Origin of the sequence: Nocardia yunnanensis (genome assembly GCF_003626895.1) — a bacterium.
Lineage (GTDB): Bacteria > Actinomycetota > Actinomycetes > Mycobacteriales > Mycobacteriaceae > Nocardia > Nocardia yunnanensis.
This window is the reverse complement of record NZ_CP032568.1, coordinates 2,944,465-2,971,189: the sequence shown is the minus strand read 5'-3', so window position 1 is coordinate 2,971,189 and position 26,725 is coordinate 2,944,465. Positions and strand designations below refer to the sequence as shown.

General features: G+C 67.6%; 28 protein-coding genes. 14 read left to right on the top strand and 14 right to left on the bottom strand.

All coding sequences use genetic code 11. From position 1 onward, the window contains the following. The first annotated feature begins 20 nt into the window (after positions 1-20). Positions 21-1,691 carry an ABC transporter family substrate-binding protein gene (locus tag D7D52_RS13730; protein WP_120736667.1) on the top strand — a complete coding sequence of 557 codons (1,671 nt, stop codon included), beginning with the start codon at positions 21-23 and terminating at the stop codon, positions 1,689-1,691. Further along, positions 1,688-2,341, top strand: coding sequence for a hypothetical protein (locus D7D52_RS13725; RefSeq protein ID WP_187703149.1), 654 nt, complete (start codon positions 1,688-1,690; stop codon positions 2,339-2,341). Before D7D52_RS13730 ends, D7D52_RS13725 begins: the two co-directional genes overlap by 4 nt. Positions 2,342-2,363: 22 nt before the next feature. On the opposite strand, the gene D7D52_RS13720 is transcribed toward D7D52_RS13725, so the two are convergent. From D7D52_RS13720 to D7D52_RS13710, 3 genes are read right to left on the bottom strand one after another with little or no spacing between them, the layout of a single operon-like run. Next, the gene (locus D7D52_RS13720) at positions 2,364-3,671 is read right to left on the bottom strand and encodes an allantoate amidohydrolase (RefSeq protein WP_120736666.1); all 1,308 of its coding nucleotides are present in this window, start codon (positions 3,669-3,671) and stop codon (positions 2,364-2,366) included. Between the two features lie 60 nt (positions 3,672-3,731). After that, positions 3,732-4,145, bottom strand: a complete 414-nt coding sequence (locus tag D7D52_RS13715; protein ID WP_162958301.1) for a cupin domain-containing protein — start codon at positions 4,143-4,145, stop codon at positions 3,732-3,734. Positions 4,146-4,195: 50 nt separating this feature from the next. Continuing rightward, positions 4,196-5,059 carry an NAD(P)-dependent oxidoreductase gene (locus D7D52_RS13710; RefSeq protein ID WP_120744085.1) on the bottom strand — a complete coding sequence of 288 codons (864 nt, stop codon included), beginning with the start codon at positions 5,057-5,059 and terminating at the stop codon, positions 4,196-4,198. Positions 5,060-5,175: 116 nt separating this feature from the next. On the opposite strand from D7D52_RS13710, the gene D7D52_RS13705 reads away from it, so the two are divergent. Beyond that, positions 5,176-5,742 carry a CGNR zinc finger domain-containing protein gene (locus D7D52_RS13705; RefSeq protein ID WP_120736664.1) on the top strand — a complete coding sequence of 189 codons (567 nt, stop codon included), beginning with the start codon at positions 5,176-5,178 and terminating at the stop codon, positions 5,740-5,742. A 5-nt stretch (positions 5,743-5,747) separates the two neighbouring features. Here D7D52_RS13705 and D7D52_RS13700 read toward each other — a convergent pair whose 3' ends face one another. Next, on the bottom strand, positions 5,748-6,275 hold the full coding sequence (locus D7D52_RS13700) for a P-loop nucleotide/nucleoside kinase family protein (protein WP_162958300.1): 528 nt from the start codon (positions 6,273-6,275) through the stop codon (positions 5,748-5,750). Between the two features lie 120 nt (positions 6,276-6,395). Between D7D52_RS13700 and D7D52_RS13695 the strand changes: the two genes are divergently transcribed. Further along, positions 6,396-7,130, top strand: coding sequence for an SDR family oxidoreductase (locus D7D52_RS13695; RefSeq protein WP_120744084.1), 735 nt, complete (start codon positions 6,396-6,398; stop codon positions 7,128-7,130). A 92-nt stretch (positions 7,131-7,222) separates the two neighbouring features. Then, positions 7,223-7,819: a sugar O-acetyltransferase gene (locus tag D7D52_RS13690; protein ID WP_222932818.1), complete on the top strand. Its 597-nt coding sequence runs from the start codon at positions 7,223-7,225 to the stop codon at positions 7,817-7,819. 203 nt (positions 7,820-8,022) lie between these two features. On the opposite strand, the gene D7D52_RS13685 is transcribed toward D7D52_RS13690, so the two are convergent. The 3 genes from D7D52_RS13685 to D7D52_RS13675 form a co-directional block, all read right to left on the bottom strand. Continuing rightward, positions 8,023-8,382 (bottom strand): VOC family protein, encoded by a 360-nt coding sequence (locus tag D7D52_RS13685; RefSeq protein ID WP_120736662.1) that lies wholly within the window; start codon positions 8,380-8,382, stop codon positions 8,023-8,025. A 115-nt stretch (positions 8,383-8,497) separates the two neighbouring features. Further along, positions 8,498-8,692 (bottom strand): DUF397 domain-containing protein, encoded by a 195-nt coding sequence (locus D7D52_RS13680; protein ID WP_120736661.1) that lies wholly within the window; start codon positions 8,690-8,692, stop codon positions 8,498-8,500. Next, a complete protein-coding gene (locus tag D7D52_RS13675; RefSeq protein WP_120736660.1) occupies positions 8,689-9,570 on the bottom strand; it encodes a helix-turn-helix domain-containing protein in 882 nt (293 codons plus the stop codon). Before D7D52_RS13675 ends, D7D52_RS13680 begins: the two co-directional genes overlap by 4 nt. A gap of 236 nt (positions 9,571-9,806) precedes the next feature. On the opposite strand from D7D52_RS13675, the gene D7D52_RS13670 reads away from it, so the two are divergent. Beyond that, positions 9,807-10,010 (top strand): hypothetical protein, encoded by a 204-nt coding sequence (locus D7D52_RS13670; protein WP_120736659.1) that lies wholly within the window; start codon positions 9,807-9,809, stop codon positions 10,008-10,010. A gap of 390 nt (positions 10,011-10,400) precedes the next feature. Here the strand turns inward: D7D52_RS13670 and D7D52_RS13660 are convergent, their stop codons facing one another. After that, on the bottom strand, positions 10,401-11,153 hold the full coding sequence (locus tag D7D52_RS13660) for a lysophospholipid acyltransferase family protein (protein ID WP_120736657.1): 753 nt from the start codon (positions 11,151-11,153) through the stop codon (positions 10,401-10,403). A gap of 99 nt (positions 11,154-11,252) precedes the next feature. Here D7D52_RS13660 and D7D52_RS13655 point away from each other — a divergent pair, with 99 nt between their 5' ends. Together D7D52_RS13655 and D7D52_RS13650 are read left to right on the top strand one after the other, a co-directional pair. Further along, positions 11,253-12,092, top strand: coding sequence for a hypothetical protein (locus D7D52_RS13655; protein WP_246023854.1), 840 nt, complete (start codon positions 11,253-11,255; stop codon positions 12,090-12,092). A 45-nt stretch (positions 12,093-12,137) separates the two neighbouring features. Beyond that, the gene (locus D7D52_RS13650; RefSeq protein ID WP_120744081.1) at positions 12,138-13,682 is read left to right on the top strand and encodes a Rieske 2Fe-2S domain-containing protein; all 1,545 of its coding nucleotides are present in this window, start codon (positions 12,138-12,140) and stop codon (positions 13,680-13,682) included. A 2-nt stretch (positions 13,683-13,684) separates the two neighbouring features. Here the strand turns inward: D7D52_RS13650 and D7D52_RS13645 are convergent, their stop codons facing one another. From D7D52_RS13645 to serS, 4 genes are all read right to left on the bottom strand, one after another. After that, positions 13,685-14,620 carry a DMT family transporter gene (locus D7D52_RS13645; protein ID WP_120736656.1) on the bottom strand — a complete coding sequence of 312 codons (936 nt, stop codon included), beginning with the start codon at positions 14,618-14,620 and terminating at the stop codon, positions 13,685-13,687. A 56-nt stretch (positions 14,621-14,676) separates the two neighbouring features. Continuing rightward, positions 14,677-15,972, bottom strand: coding sequence for an MFS transporter (locus D7D52_RS13640; protein WP_342775264.1), 1,296 nt, complete (start codon positions 15,970-15,972; stop codon positions 14,677-14,679). Between the two features lie 111 nt (positions 15,973-16,083). Next, the gene (locus D7D52_RS13635; RefSeq protein WP_246023853.1) at positions 16,084-17,952 is read right to left on the bottom strand and encodes a putative bifunctional diguanylate cyclase/phosphodiesterase; all 1,869 of its coding nucleotides are present in this window, start codon (positions 17,950-17,952) and stop codon (positions 16,084-16,086) included. Positions 17,953-18,027: 75 nt separating this feature from the next. Then, entirely contained in the window at positions 18,028-19,287 is a 1,260-nt protein-coding gene (serS, locus tag D7D52_RS13630) for a serine--tRNA ligase (protein ID WP_120736654.1), read from the bottom strand. A gap of 150 nt (positions 19,288-19,437) precedes the next feature. On the opposite strand from serS, the gene D7D52_RS13625 reads away from it, so the two are divergent. From D7D52_RS13625 to D7D52_RS13600, 6 genes are all read left to right on the top strand, one after another. Beyond that, positions 19,438-21,027, top strand: coding sequence for a GMC family oxidoreductase (locus tag D7D52_RS13625; RefSeq protein WP_120736653.1), 1,590 nt, complete (start codon positions 19,438-19,440; stop codon positions 21,025-21,027). A 244-nt stretch (positions 21,028-21,271) separates the two neighbouring features. Next, positions 21,272-22,333 carry a septum formation family protein gene (locus tag D7D52_RS13620; RefSeq protein WP_120744079.1) on the top strand — a complete coding sequence of 354 codons (1,062 nt, stop codon included), beginning with the start codon at positions 21,272-21,274 and terminating at the stop codon, positions 22,331-22,333. Between the two features lie 19 nt (positions 22,334-22,352). Then, the gene (locus tag D7D52_RS13615) at positions 22,353-22,706 is read left to right on the top strand and encodes a metallopeptidase family protein (RefSeq protein ID WP_120736652.1); all 354 of its coding nucleotides are present in this window, start codon (positions 22,353-22,355) and stop codon (positions 22,704-22,706) included. An 81-nt stretch (positions 22,707-22,787) separates the two neighbouring features. Continuing rightward, the gene (locus D7D52_RS13610; RefSeq protein WP_120736651.1) at positions 22,788-23,099 is read left to right on the top strand and encodes a PE domain-containing protein; all 312 of its coding nucleotides are present in this window, start codon (positions 22,788-22,790) and stop codon (positions 23,097-23,099) included. A gap of 12 nt (positions 23,100-23,111) precedes the next feature. Continuing rightward, a complete protein-coding gene (locus tag D7D52_RS13605; RefSeq protein ID WP_120736650.1) occupies positions 23,112-24,299 on the top strand; it encodes a PPE domain-containing protein in 1,188 nt (395 codons plus the stop codon). Then, positions 24,296-25,114, top strand: a complete 819-nt coding sequence (locus D7D52_RS13600) for an ESX secretion-associated protein EspG (protein WP_120736649.1) — start codon at positions 24,296-24,298, stop codon at positions 25,112-25,114. Before D7D52_RS13605 ends, D7D52_RS13600 begins: the two co-directional genes overlap by 4 nt. Here the strand turns inward: D7D52_RS13600 and D7D52_RS13595 are convergent. Beyond that, entirely contained in the window at positions 25,104-25,766 is a 663-nt protein-coding gene (locus D7D52_RS13595; protein WP_120736648.1) for a histidine phosphatase family protein, read from the bottom strand. The genes D7D52_RS13600 and D7D52_RS13595 overlap by 11 nt on opposite strands. Next, complete coding sequence (gene pheA / locus D7D52_RS13590; RefSeq protein WP_120736647.1) at positions 25,763-26,680, bottom strand: prephenate dehydratase; 918 nt, start codon at positions 26,678-26,680, stop codon at positions 25,763-25,765. The genes D7D52_RS13595 and pheA overlap by 4 nt, the downstream gene beginning before the upstream one ends. Positions 26,681-26,725 lie beyond the last annotated feature (45 nt).

The window sequence follows — 26,725 nt, the reverse complement described above, 5'->3', positions numbered from 1 at the left end:
CGCGGCGAAGGGAGCGTTTCATGCGGAGGGTTTCGACCTCGATCCGATTCGTGATCCCGATCGCCGCGGTCGGACTCGTCTTGTCCGGCTGCGGATCCGACAGCGGCGGTGCGAGTGGGAGCGGTGAACTCGGCACCACCAACGACATCAACCCGCATCCGGTATCCGATCTGAAGGACGGCGGGAATCTGCGGTTGCCGCTGACTTCCTTCCCGGAGTCGTTCAATTATCTGCAGGTGGACGGGACGACCGGCGATACCGCCAGTGTGGTCGGCCCGCTGCTGGGTTCTCCGTTCGTCAGCAATGCCGCCAACGAGTTGAGCGTCGACAAGAACTACTTCACCGACGTGCAGTTGACCAGCACTAACCCGCAAGTGGTCACCTACACCATCAATCCCAAGGCGGTGTGGACCGACGGCAGTCCCATCACCTGGGAGGATCTGCGGTCGGAGTTCCAGGCGCAGAACGGGTCCGACAATCGGTACCTGGTGTCGTCGACCGACGGGTACGACCGCATCGGCTCGGTCGAGCGGGGTGTCGACGATCGGCAGGCCGTGGTCACCTACAAGCAGCCTTACGGCGAGTGGAAGGGCATGTTCTCGCCGCTGTATCCCAAGGCGGCGACGGAATCTCCTGAGGCACTGAATAATTGGGCGCGTACTACGCTGCCGGTGAGCGCTGGGCCGTTCGTGATCACGAACCTCGACCGCACGCAGAATCGAATCACGTTGGGCCGCAACCCCAAGTGGTGGGGTGAGACGCCAAAGTTGGACACCATCACATTGAGCGTTCTGGATGCCCAGGCCATGCTGCCGGCCGTGCAGAACAACGAGCTGGACGTGGCGGCGGCGCCGGGGCTCGAGGGGGTCACCACGGCGCGGAATTCGCCCGGTGTGGAGGTGCGGCGCAGTCCGGCGCCGGGTTATTCGTTCATCGCGTTCAATGGCGCGCCCGGATCCATCCTCGCGGATGTGAAGCTGCGGCAGGCGCTCGCCAAGGCGGTCGACCGGCAGACCATCGTCGAGACCTTCCTGCACGGCGTGGTCGACAATCCGAAGGCATTGGGCAACCACGTGTATGTCTCGGGACAGGTTGGCTACCAAGACAATTCGGCTCCCTACGCCTTCAACCTGGATCAGGCCGCAAAGGAGCTCGACGCCCTGGGCTGGGTTCGCCGCGGTGACGTGCGCGAGAAGGACGGCAAACAGCTGGTCGTTCGCGACGTCATGTATCAGCAGGACGCCTGGGTGAACGACGCCAAGATCATTCAGGCCGACTTCCAGAAGATCGGCGTCAAGCTCGACATCCAAACCGTGCCGGGGCAGGGGCTTTTCACCAATGTGATCGATCCCGGCAATTACGATCTCGCGCAGTGGAGCATCGGGGGCACGTCGTTTCCGCTGGGCATCCTCAAGCAGCTCTTCTACTACAACCCGAGCAATTGGCTCGGCAACAAGTCGCGGATCGGCTCGCCGGAACTCAATGCCGTGATCGATCAGGCGGTCGCCGAACTCGATCCGGCGAAGGCGATCGAGCTCGCCAATCAGGCCGATCGGATGATCTGGGACGAGGTGTGGTCGCTGCCGTTCAACCAGCCCGCGGGCACCCTCGCCGTGCGTAAGGATCTCGCCAACTACGGGGCGTTCGGCATGGCGGACAAGGATTACACCAAGATCGGCTTTCTGAAGTGATCGTTCGGACGGGCCATCCCCTGGCCTATCCCGCGCTCGTGACGCTGGGGACCCTGGTGGTCATCCTCGCCTGGGTGCCGTTCGCCGATTCCGAGCAGGTGGCGATGCTGGGCACTCTGTCGTTGATCGTATTGGGGTACAGCGGGTTTCGGTTCGCAGTCGCGTTGGGGTATCTGCCGGCGGGGTTGCCGGGCGGGCAGCCGCGGGAGATGGCGGTGCGGCGGGTGCGGCAGCAGCATCGGCTGGTGAGCCGGTCGTGGCTGGAGTGCACGGTGGCGGGGAAGGCGTTGTGGCTGCCGGTGTATTTCGAGCCGGTGCTGGTGACGTTCACACAGGAGACGGCCGAGATCGAGGGGCGGGCGGTGCGGGTCGACGGGCAGCGGGTGTATCCGGCTGGGCGGGTTCGGGGTTCGGAGCCGGTGGGCAATTTGATCGACAATCCTGCGCGGGCGGATTCGGAAGCGTTGGGGCGCACGGGGGTCGGGCGGCGACTGGTGTTGGACGGGCAGTCGGCGATCGTGGGGCCGTTCGCGGGGTTGTTGTGGGTGTACGCGGCGGGAGGTGGGGTGCCGGCGTTCGTGGGGGCGACCGTCGTGGGGGCGGCCGTGGCGGTGTGGCTCGTGGCGCTGCGCGGGTCCGATCCGAGCTGACGCGGTTGGTCCGCCGGGTGGTTCAGTTCGCTCCGCCGGGTGGTTCAGTCGGTCCGCCGGGTGTGTCAGTCGGTCCGTCGGGTGTGTCAGTCGTGGTGGCCCAGGCGGCCATCACGTCGGCCAAGGCTGACGCGCCCGTATGGCAGTCGGTCGCTTCGGCGAACTCGGCCGGGGAGTGCGAGACGCCGGTCGGGTTGCGGACGAACAGCATTGCGGTGGGGACGTGGGCGGCGAGGATGCCGGCGTCGTGGCCGGCCTGGGTGGGGATGACGGGGATGTCGCCGAGGTGGGACAACGCGGTCGCCAGGCGCTCACGGGTTTCGGTCGGGAAATCGACTCTGGGCGTCAGGGATTCGGTGCGGACCTCCAGTTCTACGCCGTCGGCGGCGGCCTGCTCGGCCGCCAGCTGAATGACCTGGGCCACCAGCGCGTCGAGGGTCGGCTGGTCGGCCGCCCGCGCGTCGAGCCAGGCGCGCACCCGCGAGGGAATCGCATTGGTGCCATTGGGTGCCACGAGCACCTTGCCGAAGGTGGCGACCGCTTCGCGCGCGGCCGCCTCGATTCGTGCGGCCCGCACCGCGGCGGCGAACGGCAACATCGGGTCTCGACGATCCACCAGCCGGGTCGTCCCGGCGTGGTTGGCCTCGCCGGTGAAATCGAATTCCCAGCGACCGTGCGGCCAGATCGCCGAGGCCAGCGCCAAGGGGCGATTCAGCAGGTCCAGGGCGCGGCCCTGTTCGACGTGCAGCTCCACGAAGACGCCGACCCGATCGGTGAGGGTGGAATCGGGGCCGAGTGCGTGCGGATCCCGTCCCGCACGAGTCAGTGCCTCCGCCACCGTGATTCCGTCGCTGTCCCGCAGGCCCAGCGCACGCTCGGGTGCCAGCGCGCCCGCGGTGAGCCGCGAGCCGAGGCACGCGACGCCGAACCTCGCGCCCTCCTCGTCCGAGAAAGCCACCACGGCAATGGGAATCGTCGGTTCGACACCGCGGCTTCGCAGCACATCCACCGCGGTGAATGCCGAAACGACTCCCAGCGGGCCGTCGAACGCGCCGCCGTCGGGCACCGAATCCAGATGCGAGCCGGTCACGAACGCGCCTCGGGGCTCGCCGATCCAATGTCGGGGGAGCCACCAGGCCCACAGGTTGCCGTTGCGGTCCTCCTCGACATCCATCGATCGCGCGGCCGCGCAGCTCCGAAACCATTCGCGCAGTGAGAGATCCGCGTCCGACCAGGCATACCGGCGGTATCCGCCGGTCCCGCCATCCCGCCCGATCGGTGCGATCTCGGCCCACATCGGATCGAAAATCGATGCCACTTCTGCGCGCATGCTTCGAGTTTGCTCCTTCACGTGTCGCTTGTGACGGAGGCTGATCGGTGATCGGTCGGGTCACTCCGGGACGGCGGGTGCGGACGCCTCCTCGGGTGCTGCGATGTACAGGGCCTCGAACGGCGGATCGCCGAGGGTGGCGGTGCGGTGCCCGAGGCCGTCGACATCGGCGGCGAGCAGGAGATCTCCGGGAGCGAACACCCGCTTCTCCCCGGAGGTGACCGTGACCTCGACGGAGCCGCGCAGCATCACCACCCACTGCCGTGCGGGTGCCGTATGGGGCGCGCTGTCGAATTCGCCACTGCGCACGAACAGCGCTCCCCCGCTGGCCAATTCGCCGACCGCCTGGGGAATCACGCCGGTCGCCACCTCCCGCACGGACAGCTCGATGCGCCCGTCCACGAACGCCGAACCTCCGTCCGCCGTCGTCTCGATCTTGGTATAGCGCAGTGTTTCAACAGCATTCGTGCTCATGACCACAACACTGTCGTGGAGGACGCGTCAGTGCGATTCCTTCGAGGGAATCATCGCGGCTGCTGTTCCGCGATGACTGCCCAGTCGTCCGCTTCGCGACCATCGGCGATGGCCTGTTCGAAGACGGTGCGCAGCAGCTGACCGATCGGGAGTGGAATGTTTTGGGCCGCTGCCGCTTCGAGGGCGAGGTTCAGATCCTTCTGGCCCAGCGCCGTGGTGAAACCCGCTGGCTGGTAACGGCGTTCAGCGATCATCGCGCCGTAACCGGTATAGACGGGTCCCGGGAAGAGCGTCGAGCTGAGCAGCTCGACGAATTGACCGGAGTCGACGCCGGCGGCTTCCGCGACGCTGACGGCCTCGCCCAGAGACTGAATTGCACACGGGATCAAGTAATTTCCGAGGATCTTGACGATATTGGCTTGCTCCGGGCGGTCGCCGAGACGCCAGGTTTTCGAGCCGATCACGTCGAAAAGCGGCTGCACGCGATCGATCAGCGCGGGGTCACCGGCCGCGAGGATATTGAGCGCACCGGCTTCGGCGACCGGGGCGCGACCGAAGACCGGTGCCGCGAGGTAGCCGACACCATGCTCGGTATGCACCGCGTGCGCCCGGCGCGCCAGGTCGGTGCTGACCGTGGCGAGGTTGACGTGAACGGTTCCGGTCGCGGCCTGCGCCAGGACACCGGAGTCGAGGAAAATCTCGGCGACGGCTCGATCGTCGGACAGCATCGAGAAGACCACCGGCATGCGCATGGCCTCCGCGACCGTACCTGCGCGGCGGGCGCCCGCCGAGACCAGTTCATCCGCGGGCTCGTCGGAGCGATTCCACACCACGACGTCGTGGCCGGCACTCAGGAGATTGCGCGCGATGGGTTTCCCCATGACTCCGAGACCGACGACCGCGATACCGCTCATGACCCACATCCCTTCCTCGAACCGTCCAAGACGGTTCCACCATGCCACGCGGGTTACGCTGGTGTCGAACCGGTTCAGACGGTTCGCCGTGGTTGCCGCTCACAGTGGAGGCTGAAATGTCCGAAGACGCACGTCAGGTCTTCCGAATCGACAACGAGGTCATGGCATTTCGATTCACCGCCACCGTCAGCGACCGCGCCGGCACGGCGCCCCGAGAGCGCTTGGATTCCCCCGCGCGCCTGAAATTGTGGCTGACCGCCGCAGAATTCGATGTCGCTCACGTCTCGTCCGCCGATCTACACGCCGCCCTCGAACTGCGCGAGGCGATCTACCGCGCCGGCACAGCGATCGCCGCGGGTAAACCACCGCATCCCAGCGATATCCACACCCTCAACAGGGTCGCCGCCGCCGGCCACGCGAAAGCCGCACTCGGCCAAGCCGAACGCGCCGAATGGCGCCTCACCAAATCCGCCCCCGTCCGAGACGCCCTAGGCGTCCTGGCCACCAACGCCATCCAAACCCTCGGCGCCCCCACCCGCAACCGCATCAAAACCTGCGAAGGCCCCCACTGCGCCGGCCTCTACCTCGACACCAGCCGAGCCTCCAACCGCCGCTGGTGCTCCATGAACACCTGCGGCAACAAGGTCAAAAAGTCCCGCCTCCGCCCTACACAACCGCACTAGCGCACTTATTCAGTTCCGGCGAGTGCCCGCACCCGGGATGCCACAGCGGCGTAGTCGATTTCGTGTGTGGTGTCCACGAACAGCACCGGTCCCACGTCGAGCGGGGCTGCGCGGGCAACCCAGTCGTCCCAGTGCTCGGCCAGACGCTGCTCGTCTCGGTAGATTGGCGCGCGTTGACGTGCGGCGTATCTGGATTTCGCGATGTCGGCAGGGATCTCGCACCACACCTCGACAATGCTGCGCGCGCCGGTTCGCTGGATTCCCGCCTGGGCGAAGGCGAGATCCCGGGGCTTGAACCACCACGAGTCGATAACCACATCGACCGGCGACAAGCTCGCCAATGCCCAGGTGGCGTCCATGGCGATTCCGCCCAATTCGGGTGGTTCGGTAGCGTTTTCGATGACGCCTGCCAACGACTCCTTGACGACATCCTTGGACAGGAACCATGCGCCCAGCACCTCGGAAAGGCCCCTGCCGAGAGTTGTCTTTCCCGCGCCAGGAAGTCCATTCACCAACACCAGCACACCGTCCATGGCTCGATCATGACCCATTTGACGAATCGGGAGGTTCACCTCGATCGATACCTGGGCGGTATCGTTGCCCACCCGTTCGGTCTTGGACGTTGCGCACGGGTCGGCAGCATGCTCGACGGTATGAGTGAGAAGACGATTGTGTTGGTGACTGGGGCTAACAAGGGGATTGGATATGAGATTGCGGCGGGGTTGGGCGGGTTGGGGTGGCGGGTTGGGGTGGGGGCGCGGGATCGGGGGCGGCGGGATATGGCGGTGGAGAAGTTGCGTGCGGAGGGGGTTGATGCGTTCGGGGTGCCGCTCGACGTGACCGATGACGGGAGTGTGGTGGCGGCGGCGGAATTGATCGCTGACCATGCAGGAGGGCTGGATGTGCTGGTGAACAATGCGGGGATCAATGGTGTTACGGGTGATAGGTCGCAGACTCCGTCCACGGTCGATCCCGCGACCGTGCGAATCATTGTGGAAACCAATGTGATCGGGGTTGTTCGGGTGACCAATGCGATGCTGCCGATGCTGCGCGCGTCGGCTTCGCCGCGAATCGTCAACATGTCCAGCAGTGTTGGATCGCTGACGCTGCAGACCACGCCCGGCGTCGACATGGGTCCGGTTCCCGCTGCCTACTTGGCGTCGAAGACTTTCCTCAATGCCGTCACCATCCAGTACGTCAAGGAGCTGAAGGATACCAACATCCTGATCAACTCGGCCTGCCCCGGTTTGACCGCCACCGAGTTCACGGGTTTCAGCGGCGACCGTACGCCGCAACAGGGTGCGGCTATCGCGATTCACCTCGCGACCCTTCCGGACGACGGACCGACCGGCGGGTTCTTCAACGACTCCGGGACGGTGCCCTGGTGAGGAGCGCCGCCGTTCGAACCATTCCCCGAACCCGACCCGGCCTCGAGCACTCCCGGTTCATGTCGATGACCGAGTAACTGTCCCCCACTCGGATGCGCGAGTATGGCGGGATGGCGAGTGACAACTTCATGCTGATCCACGATGCCGAGCGGCAGGCTCAGGGCGAAAGGGTGCTCGGCGCCGAGTTCACCGCGATGCACGAGCGGGTTGTGCAGGTCACCGCGTTGACCTCTCGGCTCAACATCCTGCCCTTCGACGACGAGACCGGAAAGACGGCCCTGCTCGAACAAATCCTGGGCCGCCCCCTCCCGGCCGGAGTCACGATCTACCCGCCGTTCTACACCGACCATGGCCTTCGCCTCGACTTGGCCGAGCGCGTGTTCATCAATCAGGGGTGCACGTTTCTGGACTACGCCGGTATCCGGTTGGGCCGGGGTGTGATGATCGGCCCGAAGGCCACGTTCATCACCATGGGCCACCCGGTAGACCCGGAGGAGCGACGCCAATTCCTCACCGGCGCACCAATAGATGTCGCGGAGAACGTGTGGATCGGCGCCGGCGCGATGATCCTGCCCGGCGTCAGCATCGGCCGGGACTCCGTGATCGCCGCCGGCGCTGTCGTGGCCGATGACGTACCGGCGAAGACCTTGGTGGCCGGCCCCAAGGCCGCCGTGCGCCGCACTTGGTAACGCGGGACAACCCCACCCCACCTACCTGCGTGACGAGCGCAGGTTCCACGGCATCGGCCACACGCCGGTTACCGGAGCGGCGCTCGTCGGAGACGAAATCGTTTGGCCGCGCGCAAATTCTCCGGCCTTCTTGCCCTACCGGCCTCCGTTGAGTGGCACCTGAGCGAGGGGATTTGCCCGGATCAGCCTCGCTGGTGTGCCACTCAGCGGGGAGGGTTGTGGGCGAGGACGTTGATTATGGTGCCGGTGGGGTCTTCTACGAAGAAGCGGCGGACTGACCAGGGTTCGCTGGTTAGGGGGTAGACGATTTTGGATTCGTGGCGCAGGGCCGCGTGGTAGGCGGCGTCTACTTGGGTGGGGTCGCCTACGTCGATGCCGAGGTGGGGGGTGGGGGTTTCGGGATCGGGTGGGAGGAGGAGCAGTTGTGCTGCGGGATTGCCGGGGGCGCGTAGGCCGAGAACAGGGGATTTCATGGCGATTTCGAGCGCGAAGAGAGTCGTGTAGAAGTCGGCGGAAGCCTTCGGATCGGGGGTTCCGACGTAGGGGTGGATGCGTTCGATCATTCGATGATTTTGGGGGTTGATGGGTGGCGATCGCTTGTACGAATCGGAACGGATCTCGCGGAAAAGATCCGTTGCTTCACCGTGACTCGGCCCACGACGGGCCGCCTGCTGCCCCTCAGAGCTCCCAGACTTTGCTGGCTATGAAGACGTCCCAGGCCCGATCACTGAAGACGAGAACCGGGCTTTGACGGTCCTTGGAGTCTCGAACCCCGACCTGGCCGACGGCGAAGGCGACTTCGACGCATTCGCCACCACTACCACCGCTGTACGTGCTCTTGCGCCACTTCGCCTTCGACCAGTCGAACTTCACGCCGAGAACTCCCTTGCTGCCTTGCGGAGCAGGTCCCTGCTGGCCTGCTCACCCAACGCTAGTCTCCGATGTTGGATGGCCGCGCGCTGATAGCGATCGACGGCCCGTTGGTCGGTGAAATACATTGCTCCGGTGAAACTTTCGACATAGACAACGGTCGGTTCGACCGGCTGACCCTCCGGCCCGGTACCGAAGTCCAGCACGATGAAGGGGCCTGTCGGGTCACCGAGTGGGAAGCCGGCCGAATACGGGAGGACCCTGATCGAAAAGTTGTCTCTGGTGCTCAGGGCCGCGAGGTGGCGCAGCTGGGCAGACATGATCTTCGGACCGCCGACCATTCGATGAAGCGCCGATTCGTCCAGCACCATGTCCACCTTGATCGGATTGGCCTTGCGAGTGAACAGCACCTGCCGATTCATCCGTATCTCGACGCGACGGTCGATCTCCGAATCGGGCACATCGGGATGAACGGTCATGAACAGCGAGCGGGCGAACAGAGCTGTTTGCGCAAGTCCCGGAACCAGTTCGGCATAGGACACCAGTTGCTTCGCGTCAGTTTCGAGCCCTATGTAGACGTCGAAATCCTCGGGGATCACGTCGCCGTACTCGTGCCACCAATGTTTGGTGTTGGCCTGCTGCGCGAGACCTTTCAAACCCTCGGTGGTCGTATCATCGGCCCCGAGCACCCGGCAGATTGCCTCGATGTCCCAGAGCCGAATCTTGACAGCGGGATCGGCGGTCTCCAGCCGCTGCACCGTTGAATCCCCTCGTTCGATCGCCTTCGCGACGCTCGCGATCGTCATACCCGCCTGCTGGCGTAGATCGCGGAGGTGCCGCCCGAGTTGCCGCCGCGGGATTGTCGATCCGTTCTGAGACATCTTCCCTCCCTGCGCGAATGCGAAACAGGCGCGTCCTGAACGAGGTTTCAGGCGGTCGTGAATCACACGGTGGATGGCCAGAATCAAACGAGCTTCGAGAATGAATTCTACCGTGCACGTTTGGGGGAACCATGGTGAATCATTCAGATTCGGTTGTCCACGACCATATTTCAGGGTGAGCTGGAGAGGTCTTCGAAGCACCGTCTGGTTGAAAACCGACTCGAAGGGATGCTGAAATGCCTTTTGAAATATGGACTTTCCTACTCAGCGCCGCCGCCTTCCTCGCACTCGTGGCGGGTATCCGCTGGAGTGTGGACCACGACGGGTTGCAGGGGGCGTCGACCGGTAGCGGGCCGCTGCTCATGGCCGGGCCCATCGAGTTGCGCAGGGTTCCGTTGCGGAACAAGGGGCGGGTGCACGGGCGGCATCGGGCGGGATGAGGACGTGACCAATCCGTATATCGCGCCGGAGGATTTTCCGCGGCCTTGGCCCGAGTCGACGGGAGGAGAGGTGAACAGGCTGCCGGAGTGGGCTAAGGCTGGTGTGGCCGTTCGGGTTTCGGTCAGTGGACGGGGAGATGTGGAGTGCTGGATCGAACGGGCTTCGGATCGGGGGATCGTGTTGTCGAACGGGGAAGGGTTCGGGATCGGGCATCTGCGGCGGGGGCGGAGTGATGAGAGCAGTTACTTCGAGAAGGTGGATGTGCGGGGCGGGGTTCGGAAGACCGTGCGGCGGATGACGAGTGGGCACCATCGATGAATGCCGGCCTGTCCCCGGGGTGCTTCACCCCGGGGACAGGCCGCCCGGCTGAACGAATGGCCGCGCGCGGCCTATTCGGCCGGCGGCCGGGTGCGGCGGGCTGCCTTCTCGGCGGCTTCGGCGGCGTCGAGGGCGTTGGCTTCCTCGAGGGTGGGGGCGGAGCCGCCGAGGCGGGCGGGGACCCAGTAGGCGCCGGGGTCGTGGGTGTAGTCCTTTTGCAGGTCGAGGAGCATTTCCTGCATGGTCGCGTGCAGTTGGTCGGTGAGGGCGGAGGCTGGCTCGTAGGGGGCGATGGGCTTGCCTACGGCGATGGAGATGGGGGTGTTGGTGCGGCCCAGGCGTTTCGGGTGGCCCTTGGTCCAGACGCGCTGGGCGCCCCAGATGACCATGGGGATGATGGGGACGCCGGCCTCGATGGCCATGCGGGCGGCGCCGGATTTGAATTCCTTGATCTCGAAGCTGCGGCTGATGGTGGCCTCGGGATAGACGCCGACCAGCTCGCCGGCGCGCAGGCGGTTCACGGCCTCGTGGTAGGACTCGGCGCCGGCGGCGCGGTCCACGGGAATGTGTTTGAGGGCGCGCATGATCGGGCCCGAGAGCGCGGAGTCGAAGACTTCCTTCTTGGCCATGAAGCGGATGTAGCGCTTCGTGGTGCGGGCGGGGAGCCCGGCGTACGTGAAATCCATGTACCCGGTGTGGTTGATGGCGATCACCGCCCCACCGGTCGCCGGAATGTTTTCCTCACCCTTGACGGTGAACTTCAGGCCCTGCAACGCGAAGATCGTGCGGGCCAGCCCGATGACGGGGTAGTAGACGGGTTCCACAGTTCCGCTAGCGTAGTCGCTGCCCGCGCGGCATCCAGTGATCCAGGTAACAGCAATTCAGTTGATGTGACTTCTCGACACTGAAAGAGGTTCGCACGAGTGGAGAACGGCCGGACAGCGCTGCGTGAACGAGTCCGCCAGGGGCTGGTCGGGACGCTGATAGTCGGGGTGGGATGGCTGGGCAGCGGCTGCGATTCCCGCGTCGGGATCGAGGGCACCGACTGGCACGCGGACTCCGCTGCCACCGCCGAGACCGCCGCCCCGGCGCTGGCGACACCCGCCTCGGTCGGCGGAGTGGGCGCGGTGCCGGGCCGGCCGGACGCCACCGCTGCGGTGGCGCAATGGTTGTCCACCCTGCCCAGGGGACTGGACGAGATGACCGCACGCTGCTGGACCATGGCACCGCGCAATGTGCGCGACATGTACGCCGACCCGCAGGCTGTTCGCGAGGCTCTGGCCGGGCCGGGAACGGCCGAGGGCGGCACCGTGACGTGGCAGAACGCCACCCTCACCGTCACCGCGCAGAACCGCGATATCGCCACCGGCTACGCCTGCCCGCACGTGTACCCGACCGGCGGAGACACCGGATTCAACGACGCCGACGCACGACACACGGTGCGGCGCTTCCTTTCTCGCGCGATCGGCAAGCCGGTCGATCCCGCGGATCGGGAGGACGCGTACCCGCTGCTGTGCCCGGCCGCCCGCACCTGGGATCCGAACGGGACCGGGAAACCGGTGGCGCCGCCGCTCGCGGCGAACCCGCCCAAGCCGGGCACGGTGAAGGCGTTCGTGGACGAGTCCATCAAGTCGGAGTGGCCGCGGGGCGGCTACATCACCGTGTCGGTCCCCGTCACCACCGCCGCGGGAAATCAGACGAAGCAGATATACACCTTGAAGTCGGGCGCCGAGGGTTACTGCATCGGCGACCTCTCGGGCTAGCCAGTACTCTGGGTGGCTGGTAACGGTCAGGGAGGAATGAAGCTCGTGCAGATCACCAGCGTCGGACACGCCGGATTCCACATCCGAACCGCGGCCGGGACGATCCTCTGCGATCCCTGGGTCAACCCCGCCTACTTCGGATCGTGGTTCCCGTTCCCCGACAACACCCAGCTGGACTGGGACGAGCTCGGCAACTGCGATTTCCTCTACGTCTCGCATCTGCACCGCGACCACTGGGACGCCAAGCACCTCGCCGACAAGGTGAACAAGGACGCCACCGTCCTGCTGCCCGACTACCCGGTGCCGGATCTCAAGCGGGAACTCGAGAAGCTCGGCTTCACCAAGTTCGTGGAGACCGAGGACTCGGTCAAGACCACGATCACCGGCCCCGGCGGCGACCTCGACATCATGATCATCGCGCTGCGCGCGCCCGCCGACGGACCGATCGGCGACTCCGCCCTGGTCGTCGCCGACGGGGAAACCGTGTGCTTCAACATGAACGACGCGCGCCCGGTCGACATGGATGTGCTGCACGACAACTTCGGGCACGTGGACATCCACCTGCTGCAGTACTCCGGCGCCATCTGGTACCCGATGGTCTACGACATTCCGGCCAAGACCAAGGCCAACTTCGGCAAGCAGAAGCGGCAGCGCGGCATGGATCGCTGCCGCTCCTACATCGAGCAGGTCGGGGCCACCTGGGTCGTCCCGTCGGCGGGCCCGCCGGTCTTCCTCGACGACGAGCTGCGCTACCTCAACGACGACCACGGCGACGAGGGCAATATCTTCCCCGACCAGATCGTGTTCCTGGATCAGATGAAGATCCACGGAAACGACGGCGGGCTGCTCATGATCCCCGGCTCGGTCGCGGATCTGCGTGGCAAGGAACTGAATTCGCTCACCCACCCGGTCGACCCGGACACCATCTACGGCGACAAGGCCGCCTACATCGAGGACATGGCGCAGCGCATGGCCCCGGTGCTGGCCGCCGAGAAGGCCACCTGGGCGCCCGCGACCGGCGAGCCGCTGCTGCCGCAACTCAAGGCCAAATTCGAGCCGATCATGGCGCAGTCCGATCTCATCTGCGACGGCATCGGCTACGCGGTCGGCCTGGTGATGGGCGACGAAACCGTGGTGCTGGACTTCCCCAAGCGCGTGGTGCGCGAGCCCATCGAGGGAGAAGGCAAGTACCGCTACGGATTCCGCATCGCGCCCGAGCTGGTGCGCACCGTGCTGCGCGACGACGAACCGGACTGGGTCAACACCATCTTCCTGTCGACGCGCTTCACGACCTGGCGCATCGGCGGCTACAACGAATTCCTCTACACCTTCTTCAAATGCCTCACCGATGAGCGCATCGCCTACGCCGACGGCTGGTTCGCCGAGGCGCACGACGATTCCGCCTCCACCGAACTCGACGGCTGGGAAGTGCAGCGGCGCTGCCCGCACCTCAAGGCCGACCTGTCGAAATTCGGTGTGGTGGAAGGCAATACGCTCACCTGCAACCTGCACGGGTGGCAGTGGGATCTGGAGAGCGGGCGCTGCAAGACCTCCAAGGGCCACGAGCTGCGCTCGAAGAAACTGGTCTGAGGTCACCGCGACCGGGCCGCCAGCGCTACCGCCACGAAGGTGAGCAGGCAGCCCACCACCGCCAGGCCGGACACGCCCGCGCCGGTCGGCGCGACCACGTCCAGCACCACCGAGGCCAGCAGCTGCCCGGCCACCGAGGTCAGGCCGAGCAGCAGCACCCCGATCCAGCGCACCACGGCCACGGCCAGCGCGACGAACGAAATCCCGATCAGGCCACCGAGATACAGCCACGGCTCGCCGGGCAGCCGATCCATGCCGCCGTGATGCAGCAGGACCGCGGCCTCGATCACGACCAGGGCGGCGGTTCCGGTCGCGAAATTGGCCAGCGTCGCCGAGGCCGAACCGCCGATGACGCCGACGCGGCCGTTCACCGCCTGCTGCCAGGCCACCAGCAGGCCGGCTATCAGGGGTAGGGCCACCAGGAGCCAGGAGGCACCGGAATGGTCGGTGGCGGAACCGGTTCCGTCGCGACCGAGGACCGCGAGCAGGACCGCGACCAGGCCAAGTGCCGCCGCGCCGATGCGCCAGACCGTCACCGGGGTGCGTCCGCTCGGGCCCCAGCCCAGGCGGTCCACCACCAGACTGCTCACCAACTGGCCGGCGACCGCCGCCACGGTGAAAGCGGTGACGCCGATCGCCGCCACCGTAAGTCCTTGGCAGGCAACGAAATAAGCGCCGGACAGGCCGCCGAGTAATTGCCACCAGCGCAACTCGCCGGTTTTCAGGGCGGACCGCACCCGGCCCAGTCCGGTGCGCAGCCGGCCGCTGGCCGCGAACACCACCGCGAGAATCAGCAGGCCGCTGCCGAAACTGATCGTCGCCGCCGCGATCCCGTCACCCAGCCGATGCCCCAACTCACCGTTGATGCGCGCCTGCGTGGCGACGGCCGCGCCGATGGACGCCCCGAACACCAACCCCAACCACCGCCGCGCCGCCACTCCCCGATTCTCCCCGCCGCCCGCGAGCGCTTGTCGACCGACCGCCCGGATCGGGCTCACCGCAGCTCGGAGCGGGATGGTGCGCCGCGGGGCAACCAGGTCGGAACCAGTGCGGCGGCCAGCACGAGCGGGACGCCGAGCAGCGCGACCATGAGCGGCAACGACAACCACGCGGTGGCGACCGCCGCGAAGGCGAAGACCAGCAGGGCGACCAGCTCGGTGGCGAAACCCGAGACCGAGGTGACGGTGGCGCGGGCCGGACCGGAAATGGCGTCCTGGAGGCGAGCCCCGGCGATCACGTCGGCGTTGTAGTCGATCCCGTAGGCGATGCCGACCGCCGAGAAACCCACGGCTGTCAGCACATACAGGGCGGCGGGGTGGTGAGCGGCCGCGCCCGCGAGCAGCGCGCCACCGATGAACAGCACACCCGCCACCGCCAGCGCCGCGGCCAGCAGCCGGGTCGATATGCCCTCGGTGCGACCGGCGAGCATCGCACCGGCCAAGGCTCCGGCTACCGTCACACCCACCAGGACCGCGGCCAGCGACGGTCCCGCACCGACATGCCCCGCGAGCAGGGCGAAATATTCGTCGAACGCGGTGACGCCGTTCAACAGCGCTACCAGGATCACACCGCGCCGAATCACTCTCACGCGCAGGGCTTCCCGCATTCCGGCACGCAGGATGGAGAGGTAACCGCTAGAAGCCGGATCGGGCGTGCACACTACCGAGTCACCCTCGTGGACATCGCCGTCGTCGTGGACATCGCCGTTGTCGTCCAGCTCCAACTCCTCGATTTCCTTGGCAGACACCGCTTTCGGCGCGCCGGGCAGCAGGGTTGCCGCGACGGTATGGACGGCGGCCAGGGCTACGCTGGCCCAGGCGACGAGGGTGTAGCCGCCCCAGGCGTAGAGCGGGGCGGCGGCGAGAATGCCTGCGAGAGCGGCGGATTCGGTCGCGGCGCGGGTGTAGCCCATGAGACGGGGATAGTCGGCGGTGGCGGCGCGGGCGTGCAGGTCGTCGTAGACGAGAGCCTCGAAGGTGCCGGAGCGCAGAGAGCCGGCAGTGCCCCAGAGGACGAAACCGGCGGCGAATCCCAGATAGGTCGGGTACAGGGTCCAGACGGTGAAGCCCGCCGCGAGCAGCGCGCCGGACAGGATGAGCAGTCCGCGGCGCGAAACCGTGTCGGCCCAGGCGCCGGCGGGGATCTCCAGCAGGAACGACGTCGCCGACCAGAGCGCGAACAGCGACGAGATCTGCGCCGCGTTCAATCCGTGGTCGGCGAACAGCAGGGCGTAGACGGCGTAGAGCGGGATCAGGTCGGCGGTGAACGCGAACAGCACCACGCGCAGCATCAGCGCACGTGTCGAGGAGGACGCGCCCGGCGGCAGCGCACGACTCGCGAGAGCCCGCTGCGGGACGCTACGAAGGACGAATCAACAGGCGTAGATCAACAGCCGCATGCGTCAACTCTGCGCGCCGGGCGCCCCACCGTCAAGCGGATTGTCCAGGGGAATCCAGCCATTGGTGGACGGCTCACCCTCCGCGACCCCCGCGCCGACCAGGCCGTGCCGCTCGTTGAGATCGTTGATGAGCTCCGACACCGGATGCGAATCGCTGTAGTGGTAGCCCTGAGCCAGCGCGAAACCGAGTTCGGTGAGCACCGCGGCCTGGTACTCGGTCTCCACGCCCTCGGCGATCACCTGGAGATCGAGGGACTTGCTCAGCGCGGCAATGACGCCCAGCAGCGGCGGGGCCGGGGAATCGGAGCGGATGGCCGCCACGAACGACTGATCCACCTTGAGGATGTCCGACGGCAGCGTGGCCAGCCGCGACAGCGAGGAGTAGCCGGTGCCGAAATCGTCGATGGCGATGCGGACGCCGCGCTCGCGCAGCTTGTGCAGGTTCGCGATGGCGGTCTCGGATTCGGCGGCCAGCTCGGACTCGGTCACCTCGAGCACGAGTTGCTCTGCGGGCCAACCGGTTTCGGTGAGGATGCCGGAAACCCGGTCGGCGTACTCGGTTTCGGCGAGTTCCAGTCCGCTGACATTGACGTTCAACGTCAGATCCAGCTGGGCGAAGGTCTCCTGCAACCGGGCGGCGTCGGCGCAGGCGCGGCGCAGCACCAGCTCGTCCAGGTCCGAGATGAGGTCGTACTCCTCGGCGACGCGGATCAGTCCCTCGGTGGTCACGTCCGGCTGCGCGTTCGAGGACCAGCGCAGCAGCGCCTCCACCCCGACCGCGCGGGTCGCGCCGTCGGCGAGCGAAACGATCGGCTGGTACTGGACATCCAGGGTGCCGCGGTCGATGGCCTCGCGCAGCTCCACCGCCAGCGGCAGCTGCCGCGAGGACTCCAGCACCGTGCGATTGCGGCCCGCCTGCTTGGCCCGATACAGGCCGACATCCGCGCGCGACACCAGCAGCGAACCGGATTCGCCCGGCTGCCAGGAGGTCACGCCCGCCGAACAGCCGGTGGTGACCGCGGCGCGCAGCTCCTCGGTCAACAGGATCGCGGCCTGCTCGGTGGTGCCAGGCAGCAGCAGCGCGAACGCGTCACCGCCGTAGCGGGCCAGCCGCTGCTCCGGGGCCAGCAGCTTGGACCAGGTGTCGGCCACCCGCTGCAGCACGGCGTCGCCGGCCCGGTGCCCGAGATGGTCGTTGATCTTCTGGAAGCGATCCAGGTCCACCAGCACCAAAGCCAGACCCTGACCGGTGCGGGTGGCGTGCGCGATGGCATTGCTCAGCGCGCGATCGAAACCGCGGCGGTTCAGCAGACCGGTCAGCACGTCGATATCGGCGTCGGAGGCCATGCGGGTGAGAATGCCGACCACGATGCCGATTCCGAAGGTGATGCCCGCCGGGATGATGCCCGACCACCACGGCAAGCCGCGCGACGGCACCACCCACAGGCACATGGCGATGGCGAACGCCAGATGCGCGCCCAGCCAACGCCAGGAGAAGAAGATCGCGGCGTCACACGCCACGAACACGTAGAACGCGGCCAAGCTGATCGCGCCGACGGTATTCGGAAACCAGTGCACCGCAACGGTCACCAGCACCGTCGCGGTCGCCACATAGGCGTGATGCACCGAATGCGGCAGCCGCGGACCCCAGATCAGCAGGCTGATACCCAACAGCAGCGCCACGAACGCCGCCGCGCCCACCAGCGGCCGATTGCCCTCATCACCCGGGGCGACCGCGGTCAGGATCAGACCGAGCAGCCCGCCCATGACGTAGAACGCTCCGGTGGTCCGAGCCATGACCATTGCCGTCGCCAGCGCCGATGCCGCCCGCACCCGGGTTCGGGTATCGCCGCGAGACCCGATTCCTCGCACGGTGCCTAGCCTAGACATAAGCGCTGCCAGCGGTAGACACAACCGTAGGAATAAGCCACGCCGAGTAGCGAATTCTCAGCGCGGTTTCAGCACGTCGACGCCCACGAAAGGCACCAGCGCAGCGGGCACTCGCACCGAACCGTCGGCTTGCTGATGGTTTTCCAGCAGAGCGACAATCCACCGAGTCGTGGCCAAGGTGCCGTTCAGGGTGGCGGCGATCTGCGGCTTGCCTTTCTCGTCGCGGTACCGGACATTGAGCCGACGCGCCTGGAACGTCGTGCAATTGGAGGTCGAGGTGAGCTCGCGGTAGGTCTGCTGGGTGGGAACCCAAGCCTCGCAATCGAATTTGCGCGCTGCCGAGGAACCCAGATCGCCCGCGGCCACATCGATGACGCGGTAGGGCACCTCGATGGCGGCCAGCATCTCCTGCTCCCAGGCCAGCAACCGCCGGTGCTCGGCGTCGGCCTGATCCGGCGTGGTGTAGACGAACATCTCCACCTTGTCGAACTGGTGCACGCGAATGATGCCGCGCGTGTCCTTGCCGTAGCTGCCCGCCTCGCGACGGAAGCACGACGACCAGCCGGCATAGCGCTTGGCGCCCGCGCCCAGATCCAGGATCTCGCCCGAGTGATAGCCCGCCAGCGGCACCTCCGAGGTGCCGACCAGGTACAGGTCGTCCTCCTCGAGGTGGTAGACCTCGGCGGCGTGCTGGCCCAGGAAACCGGTGCCCTGCATGACCTCCGGACGCACCAGCACCGGCGGGATCATCATGGTGAAACCGTTGGCGGTGGCCTTCTGCGCGGCCAGCTGCAACAGACCCAGCTGCAGCAGCGCGCCGTAACCGGTGAGGAAGTAGAAGCGCGAACCCGACACCTTCGCGCCGCGCTCCATATCGATCAGGCCCAGCGACTCACCCAGATCCAGGTGATCCTTGGGCTCGAAATCGAATTCGCGCGGGGCGCCGACGTGTTCGAGCACGATGTAGTCGTCCTCGCCGCCGGCGGGCGCGCCCTCCTGCACGACGTTCGACAGCGCGCGCTGGGCGGCGACCATCTCGGCGTCGGCGGCGTTCTCGGCGGCCTCGGCCTCCTTGACCTTCGCCGACAGCTCCTGGCCCAGCTTCAGCAGCTCGGTGCGCTCGTCGGGGGACGCCTTGCCGACCTTCTTGCCCAGGGCCTTCTGCTCGGCACGCAGATTGTCGGCCGTCGCGACCGCCGCGCGCCGGGCGGCGTCCGCCTCGAGCAGGGTGTCCACCAGAGACGGATCCTCACCGCGAGCACGCTGCGACGCACGAACCGCTTCCGGGTTTTCCCGCAGGAATCGAAGGTCGATCATGGGTATTGAGCCTAATGGGGGCCCGCCAGCCGTTTTCGTGTAGGTCCGCCCAACCACCCCACGACCGGGCGATATCCGCCCTAGGGTTAGCGGCATGGGACGGCAGGGAGTCCGGCAGCGGCTCCGCCGTGGTCTTTCGGAGGAGTCACGATGACCCAATACACCCCGCACACCGCCGATTTCGTCGTGGTCGGAGCGGGATCCGCGGGCGCGGCGCTGGCCGCACGACTGAGCGAACGACCGGGCACCAGCGTCGTGGTCCTGGAGGCCGGCGGCGAGGACAAGGACAAGTACGCGCACATTCCGGCCGCGTTCAACCAGCTGTTCCAAGGGCCCTTCGACTGGAACTACCGCACCGAACCGCAGCCCGAACTCAGCGATCGGCAGGTGTACTGGCCGCGCGGGAAGATGCTCGGCGGGTCGTCGTCCATGAACGCCATGATGTGGGTGCGCGGATTCGCCGCCGACTACGACGAGTGGGGGCGCTACGCGGGACCGGAATGGTCCTACGAGAAAGTGCTGCCGTACTTCCAGAAGATGGAAGCCGTCGAGGAGGCCGGCGAGCCGGGCGAAGGCCGCAAGGGGCCGCTGCACATCTCGCGCCAGCGCAGTCCGCGCGCGCTCACCCACACCTACCTGCAGGCCGTCGCCGAAGCCGGATACCCGGTCGAACGCGCCAACAGCGATCGGCCGCAAGGGTTCTCGCAGACCATGGTGACCCAGAAGCGCGGCGCGCGCTGGTCCACCGCCGACGCCTATCTGCGGCCCGCGCGCCAGCAGGGCCGCAATGTCACCGCTCTCACCGACGCGCACGTCACCCGGGTGCTGTTCGAGGGCCGGCGGGCCGTCGGCGTGGAGTACCGGATGGACGGGCAGCTCAAGCAGATCAGCGCCAAGCGGGAGGTGATCCTGTCCGGCGGGGCGATCAACAGCCCGCAATTGCTGATGCTGTCCGGGATCGGCGACGCCGACCGACTGCAGGAACTGGGGATTCCGGTGCTGCAGCATCTGCCCGAGGTCGGGCGCGGTCTGCGCGACCATCTGGCCGCGCCCATCGTCTACCGGACGAGTGCGGGCAGCCTGTACGGGGCGGACAAGAACCTGCTCGAACTCGCCAACTATCTGGTGCTGCGACGCGGACAGCTCACCTCCAATATCGGTGAGGCATACGGGTTCACGCGCAGCCGCGAGGGTCTCGATCTGCCCGACCTGGAACTCATCTTCGCGCCCGCGCCCTATATCGCCGAGGGTCTGGGCGAGCCCGACGGGCACGCGCTCACCTTCGCCGCGGTGCTGCTCAAGCCGGAATCCATCGGCAGCATCACCCTCACCTCCCCCGACCCGTTCACCGCGCCGCGCATCAGCCCGCGCTACTGCGCCGAACCCGCCGATCGCGCCGCGCTGCTGGCGGGGCTGCGGCAATGCGTCGAGATCGCGCAGCAGCCGGCGTTGAAGGAGCACATCGGCGAACTCATGCAGCCCGCCGTCCCCGCCGACACCCCGCTGGAGGAGGTGCTGCGGCGCTGCCTCGAGGATCACGCGCACACGCTGTATCACCCCGTCGGCACCTGCGCCATGGGCAAGGACGAGAGCACGGTGGTGGATCCGCAGCTGCGGGTGCGCGGGGTCGAGGGGCTGCGCGTCGCCGACACGTCGGTCATGCCGGTGATCACGCGCGGGCACACGCACGCGCCGGCGGTCATGATCGGTGAGAAAGCGGCGGATCTGATCTTGTCGTAGCGCACTGGCAGGTCCGCGGCGCGTCTCGTTCTGGACTGAGCGGAGCGGAGGAGCGCAGCGGGGGAGCGGAGGGAGGGAAGAACGAGACCTCCAGCGCCGCGGACCCGCCGGAGCGCAGCGGAGGCAATTAGACTCGGCGCCGATGCCTGAGCAAAAGTCTCCTTCGCAGTGGCCCGCGCCTCCGTCTTCGCAGCGCCCGGGGCCGCCGAGCCGTCGGACTCCGACGGTGCTGGATCGATTGCTGATGCCGTTTCGTGCGGTCGAGTCCAAGCTCGACAAGAACGGGCCGCTATCGGCGTCGACCGTGCGGTGGGGGCTGCTGGCCATGGCGGTGGGCGTCACGCTCGCGGTGCTCATCACCATGTTCGTGTCCAACGGGTTCGATTCGAACCGGGTGAAGGCGCACGCGCCGGGGGCGGCCCAGCCGACCGGCGCGGTCGCGGGCGCGGCCTTCGGCACCGCCAAGGAGGGCGACTGCCTGACCTGGACCAAGGCCAATGCCAGCGACCTCTCCAAGGTGGACTGCGGCGGCAAGCATCTGTTCGAGGTGACCGCGGACATCGATCTGAGCAAGTACCCGGGCAAGGAGTTCGGGCCGGGCTCCCGTTTCCCCGACTCGCTGCGGTTCTCCGAACTGCGCGACGAGCACTGCGTCAGCGCCGCCCAGGAGTACCTCGGCGGGAAGCTGGACCCGCGCGGCAAATTCGTTGTGGGACTGATCAATCCGGGTGAGGCGGGCTGGAAGGCCGGTGAACGGACGCTCCGGTGCGGGCTGCAGGTCTCCGGCAGCCAGGGCATCGCGACCAAGCCGATCACCGGCAGCGTGCGCGATATCAACCAGTCGAAGGTCTACGACATCGGCACCTGCATCGGCATCAAGTCCAACCTGCCGACCGATCCGGTCGACTGCACCCAGCCGCACGCCTTCGAGATCGTCTCCACCGTGGACCTGGCCTCGCATTTCACCGGCGGCCCGCCGTCGAAGGACGATCAGGACAAGTTCATGGAAGACCAGTGCGCCAAGGACGCCGGCGACTACCTCGGCTCCCCCGACGCGCTGCGCAACAAGACGCTCACCCTGTTCTGGGACGCGCTCGACGCGCGCAGCTGGCTGGCCGGTTCCCGCAGCCTCAACTGCATGGTCGGCAAGGGCGCGGATCAGGAGGGCTTCGCCACCATCACCGGATCGGCCAAGGGCGACATCCAGATCGACGGTCAGGCCCCGGTGCCGCCGCCCAACAACGGCCGCTACACCCCGCCGCCGCTGCCCGGCGCGGCCCCGCCGGTTATCCCCCAGCCACGTTGAGCGGGCGGTAGCCGACACCATGCCCGTCGCCATGTCCGACGACCGCTTCGAGGAGCTGGTCGGCGATGCCCTCGATCTGATCCCGGCGCAGTTGTCACAGGCGATCGACAATGTGGTCGTGCTTATCGAGCCGCGCAGCGACGAGGACCCGCACCTGCTCGGTCTCTACCACGGGATTGCCCTCACCGACCGGGACTTCAGCCACTACGGGGGCGCGCTGCCGGACACCATCACCATCTATCGCGACGCCATCCTCGAGATGTGTCACACCGAAGAAGAGGTGGTGGAAGAGGTGGCGATCACTGTGATTCATGAGATAGCCCACTATTTCGGGATTGACGACGAGCGCCTTCATCAGCTGGGATGGGGCTGAACAGCGGCGCTGGGAACCGATCAGCAAACCTCTGCGTCCAATCTTCATAACCGGGGTGGAACGTCAGAAGGGAACCCGATCATGGTTGGCCATGTCCTCGTGCAGCCCGAGGTGATCCTCGCGGCGGCCCTGGAGCTCGACCTGCTCGCCGAACGCCTGGCCGCCGCCGCGACCGCGACCGCGCCGGCCACCCACGTGCTCCCCTCCGGCACCGAAGAGGTGTCGTTCCTGGCCGCCGCGCATTTCAACAATGCCGCGTTCACCCATGACCATTCGGTCGCCCAGGGCATTCTCGAACTGCATCACGCCGCCGCCACCCTGCGCAGCCAGCTGGCCCAGTACCTGGCGCAGGACGCCATGCGGGCCGCCGGTATCGCCGCGATCCAGGTGTAAGGGGACAGACACATGACGCTGGGAATCACCGGGGTGTTCTGGCTGCCCCGCATGGCCGAACTGAACTCCGTCACCCTCAATGCCGGCGCGCACGCCGTGCCGATCATGGCCGCCAATACCGCGTGGAGCGCGCTGACCGCGTCCTGGGTGGACGCCACCACCACCGTGGCCCGGGTGATGGCCGAGATCGGGGTCGGGCTCGAGGGTATCAACGGCCTCAATGTGCTGGCTCGCCTGGGCGTCTTCACCGGCTGGGCCGAACAGCAGGCCGTGATGGCGGGCATCATGGCCGGCAAGGCCGCCGCCAATGCGACCGCCTACACCGTGGCCTCGATCGCCATGCCGAGCCTGCCGGAGATCGCGGTCGTGGAGACCGCTCGGGTGGCCGCCTACTCCAGCGGCGGCGCGCTCAACGGCACCGCGGAAGCTGCCGAGGCCGCCAAGCTCGCGCTCGACATCCGGGCCGCGCTCGTCATGGAAACCTACGAGGCGGCAACCAGTTTGATGGTGGCCACCCCGGGCCAGTTCCTCATGCCGCCGCCCATCGCCATGGGCGCGGGCTCGGCCAACGCGGGCGGCGACGCCTTCGCCAACAGCGGTGATCCGGTGCAGGCGGCGCTGGGCGCGGCCGCGGCGCTGGCCCAGAATCCGGCGATCACCAGCGCCCTTTCGCAGGCCGCGCAGGTGGCGGGCACGGTCGTCACCTCCGGGGTCAGCAGTGCGGGAAACGTTGCGAGCACGGCGGTTACGGCCATCGCGAACGCGGTCACCCAGGCTCCGGCGCTGCCCACCACCGGTATGCCCGCCGCGGCGGCCGCGGGGGTGGCGGGTGCGGGCGGCGCGGCGCTGGCCACCCAGGCGGTGTCCTTCAACGGGCCGGGCACCTCGGTGTCCATCGGCAACGGCGGCGGCACGCTGCGCCTGCCGGACGGTTGGGGGTCGGGTCTCGCCGCACCCGGAAACGCCGGTGGCGCAACGCCTTCCGGCCCGCCGGTGGCGGAACCGGTGGGCGTGACGACATCTCCCGCGTCCGCCGCCCCGGCCCGTACCACCGGCGCCGGACCGCTGCCCGGCGGTCAGGGCGGTGACGACGAAGAGTCGCCTCGGGGAACGGATTACGGGCGTTCGGTGGAGGTGTTCGCCGACGGCCGGGTCATCGCGCCCGCCGTCATCGGCGGCGACCCGCTGGGCGATCGGTGACCGTCCTCGGCGCGGGGCGCGGGCCGTCGCTGCTGCGTTCGGTGACCCTCACGCTGGACGAAATGCAGTATCTCCAAGAGACTTTGGGGATCGACGAGCTGCCGGTGGTGCTCGACGCCATCGGCCGCTACGACCATGCCGCCGAACACGATGCCGCCATGGCGGCCGCGGCCGCCGCCCTCGCCGAGCGCGATCTGCTCGACGGCGACCAGGTGCATCCCGAACTGGCGCAGCGGTTGCGCGTGCTCGCGCGTCCGCACTGGGTGCTGGCCGTGCGCTGGTACGTGGCCGGGCAGGTCAACCGGTTCTGCCTGGCCAAGGGCGACGATTTCGAGGTGGTGGCGCTGCGCGGGCCCGGGTCCTATGTGATCGACGAGGCGAGCCACGATCTCGCGGGCACCGTACTGGCGGCGCTCGGCCCCGCCGACGTCCTCGAGCTGGCCGGAACGAACGCGCCCACCGCCGATCTGGTGCCCATCTTCGACGACGCGGGCGATGCCGCCACCACCGCGAAACGGCTGACCGAGGTCTGCCATCCGGCGCGCGACGCGCAGACCATCGCCTCGGCGCTGGTGCAGGTGGATTCGCACGCGGAGATCGTCGGCGTGCTCTACGGGGACGGCTCCCGGGAGGTGGCCGACAACCACCTCGCGGTGTACAACACCCGGCACGGGCGGTTCCTGGCCATCACCACCAAGGCCGACGACGGCACCAAGTGGACCTCCTTCGCGAGCGGCACCCCCGCCCGCTTCCGCACCGCACTCGGAGATCTGCTCGAATCCCTGCCGCTGCGAACGGAATTCCCTACCCCATAGGGTCGTCGCCGGTGGGTTCGGTGGCGCCGGCGAACGGCGGGGTGTAGCGGCCCCAGCGGGTGCACGTCCAGCGGCCGTCGCCCGCGGGCAGCAGCTCGATGGTCTCGGTATTGTCGAGGTGGTTGTTGGCGGCGAAAAGCCATGGCACACCGGTGAGTTCACGCGACACCAGACGCATGGCCGCACCGTGGCTGACCACGATGACATCGCCGCCGGCCGGGTCGGTGAGATAGTCGTCGCGGAGGCGTTCCAGGGTGGGGATGTAGCGGGCGAGCACCTCCTCGCCGGATTCGCCGCCGGGCACGCGCAGGCTCAGATCGCCGGAATGCCAGGCGTGGTAGATGTCCTGGAACCGCTCGTGCGCGGCCGCGGTGCCGCTGCCCTCGAGCTCACCGAGCTGAACCTCCTGCAGACCCTCGAGCACCTCCAGCGGGACACCGGTGGCGGCCTCGATGTAGCCGCCGGTCTGGCGTGCGCGCAGCGCCGCGGAGCTGAACAGCCGCTGCGGCGGGGTAGTCAGGTTCGCGCCGAAGTTCTTCGCCTGTGTCGCACCGCGTTCGGTGAGCGGCAGGCCCGGTAGCCGGGTGTCGAGGATCTTGGCGACATTGCCCTCGGTTTCGCCGTGCCGGACCAGGATGAGTTTGCCGGTCACAGGTCGGCCACTCCCTTCTTCAGATCGGCCAGCCAGGCCGCGGCGGGGGCGTCCGGTGGCGGCGGTGTTCCGGTGGCCGCGGTGGCGGGCCAGGAACCGAGGAAACGGATCCGGGCCGCGGTGCGGTGCAGGGCCTTGAGCGCCTCGGCCACCGCGGTGTCGTCGATATGGCCGACGCAGTCGAGGTAGAAGCGGTAGGTGCCCATGCCGGTGCGGGTGGGCCGGGACTCGATGCGGGTGAGATCGATACCGCGCGTGGCGAATTCGGCGAACGCGCGCATGAGCGAGCCGGGCTCGTTGGCCAGCTCCAGCACGATCGAGGTGCGGTCGGAGCCGGTGCGGGCGGGCGCGGGGCGCGGGGCGGCGACCAGGACGAAGCGGGTGACGGCCTGATCCACGTCGGCGACGCCGTCGGCCAGGGTGGTCAGGCCCAGGCGCTGCCCGGCCAGCGAGGTGGAGACCGCGGCGTCCGCGTGGCCGGCGGCGACATCCTCCGCGGCGGCAGCATTCGAGGCCGAGGTGTACAGCTCGGCCTGCGGCAGGTGCGCGGCCAGCCACAGGCGGACCTGCGCGGCCGCGACGGGGTAGGCCGCGATGCGCCGCACCTGCTCGAGGGCGACGCCGGGGCGGCCGAGGATGGTGAAGGCCACGTCCAGATCGGTTTCGGCGAAGATCTGCAGGCGGGGGCCGAGGGCCAGGGCGTCCAGGGTCGGCGCGATCGAGCCCTCGACCGAGCTCTCGATCGGCACCACCGCGCCCTCGACCTGGCCCGCGCGCACCAGATCGATGGCCGCGCCCTGACTCGGGGCGGGGACACGCTCGACCGGCCCCTCGAATGCTTCGAGGGACTCCAGCTTGGCGAGGGCCATCTCCGTAAAGGTTCCCGACGGCCCGAAGTAGGCGATACGCGGCACGGTTACGAGATTACTTGCGTGTGCGCGGCGGTCCCCGGCTTTGTC

Bases quoted from the DNA above. Each gene is read 5' to 3' on its own strand.
- D7D52_RS13670 (WP_120736659.1), top strand. From the start codon at position 9,807: ATGCCTTTTGAAATATGGACTTTCCTACTCAGCGCCGCCGCCTTCCTC.
- serS (WP_120736654.1), bottom strand. From the start codon at position 19,287: ATGATCGACCTTCGATTCCTGCGGGAAAACCCGGAAGCGGTTCGTGCG.
- D7D52_RS13690 (WP_222932818.1), top strand. From the start codon at position 7,223: ATGCGCGAGTATGGCGGGATGGCGAGTGACAACTTCATGCTGATCCAC.
- D7D52_RS13615 (WP_120736652.1), top strand. From the start codon at position 22,353: ATGCCCGTCGCCATGTCCGACGACCGCTTCGAGGAGCTGGTCGGCGAT.
- D7D52_RS13675 (WP_120736660.1), bottom strand. From the start codon at position 9,570: ATGTCTCAGAACGGATCGACAATCCCGCGGCGGCAACTCGGGCGGCAC.
- D7D52_RS13730 (WP_120736667.1), top strand. From the start codon at position 21: ATGCGGAGGGTTTCGACCTCGATCCGATTCGTGATCCCGATCGCCGCG.
- D7D52_RS13710 (WP_120744085.1), bottom strand. From the start codon at position 5,059: ATGAGCGGTATCGCGGTCGTCGGTCTCGGAGTCATGGGGAAACCCATC.
- D7D52_RS13625 (WP_120736653.1), top strand. From the start codon at position 19,438: ATGACCCAATACACCCCGCACACCGCCGATTTCGTCGTGGTCGGAGCG.
- D7D52_RS13685 (WP_120736662.1), bottom strand. From the start codon at position 8,382: ATGATCGAACGCATCCACCCCTACGTCGGAACCCCCGATCCGAAGGCT.
- D7D52_RS13715 (WP_162958301.1), bottom strand. From the start codon at position 4,145: ATGAGCACGAATGCTGTTGAAACACTGCGCTATACCAAGATCGAGACG.
- D7D52_RS13695 (WP_120744084.1), top strand. From the start codon at position 6,396: ATGAGTGAGAAGACGATTGTGTTGGTGACTGGGGCTAACAAGGGGATT.
- D7D52_RS13605 (WP_120736650.1), top strand. From the start codon at position 23,112: ATGACGCTGGGAATCACCGGGGTGTTCTGGCTGCCCCGCATGGCCGAA.
- D7D52_RS13620 (WP_120744079.1), top strand. From the start codon at position 21,272: ATGCCGTTTCGTGCGGTCGAGTCCAAGCTCGACAAGAACGGGCCGCTA.
- D7D52_RS13700 (WP_162958300.1), bottom strand. From the start codon at position 6,275: ATGGACGGTGTGCTGGTGTTGGTGAATGGACTTCCTGGCGCGGGAAAG.
- D7D52_RS13720 (WP_120736666.1), bottom strand. From the start codon at position 3,671: ATGCGCGCAGAAGTGGCATCGATTTTCGATCCGATGTGGGCCGAGATC.
- D7D52_RS13640 (WP_342775264.1), bottom strand. From the start codon at position 15,972: ATGCTGCGCGTGGTGCTGTTCGCGTTCACCGCCGACCTGATCCCGCTC.
- D7D52_RS13705 (WP_120736664.1), top strand. From the start codon at position 5,176: ATGTCCGAAGACGCACGTCAGGTCTTCCGAATCGACAACGAGGTCATG.
- D7D52_RS13610 (WP_120736651.1), top strand. From the start codon at position 22,788: ATGGTTGGCCATGTCCTCGTGCAGCCCGAGGTGATCCTCGCGGCGGCC.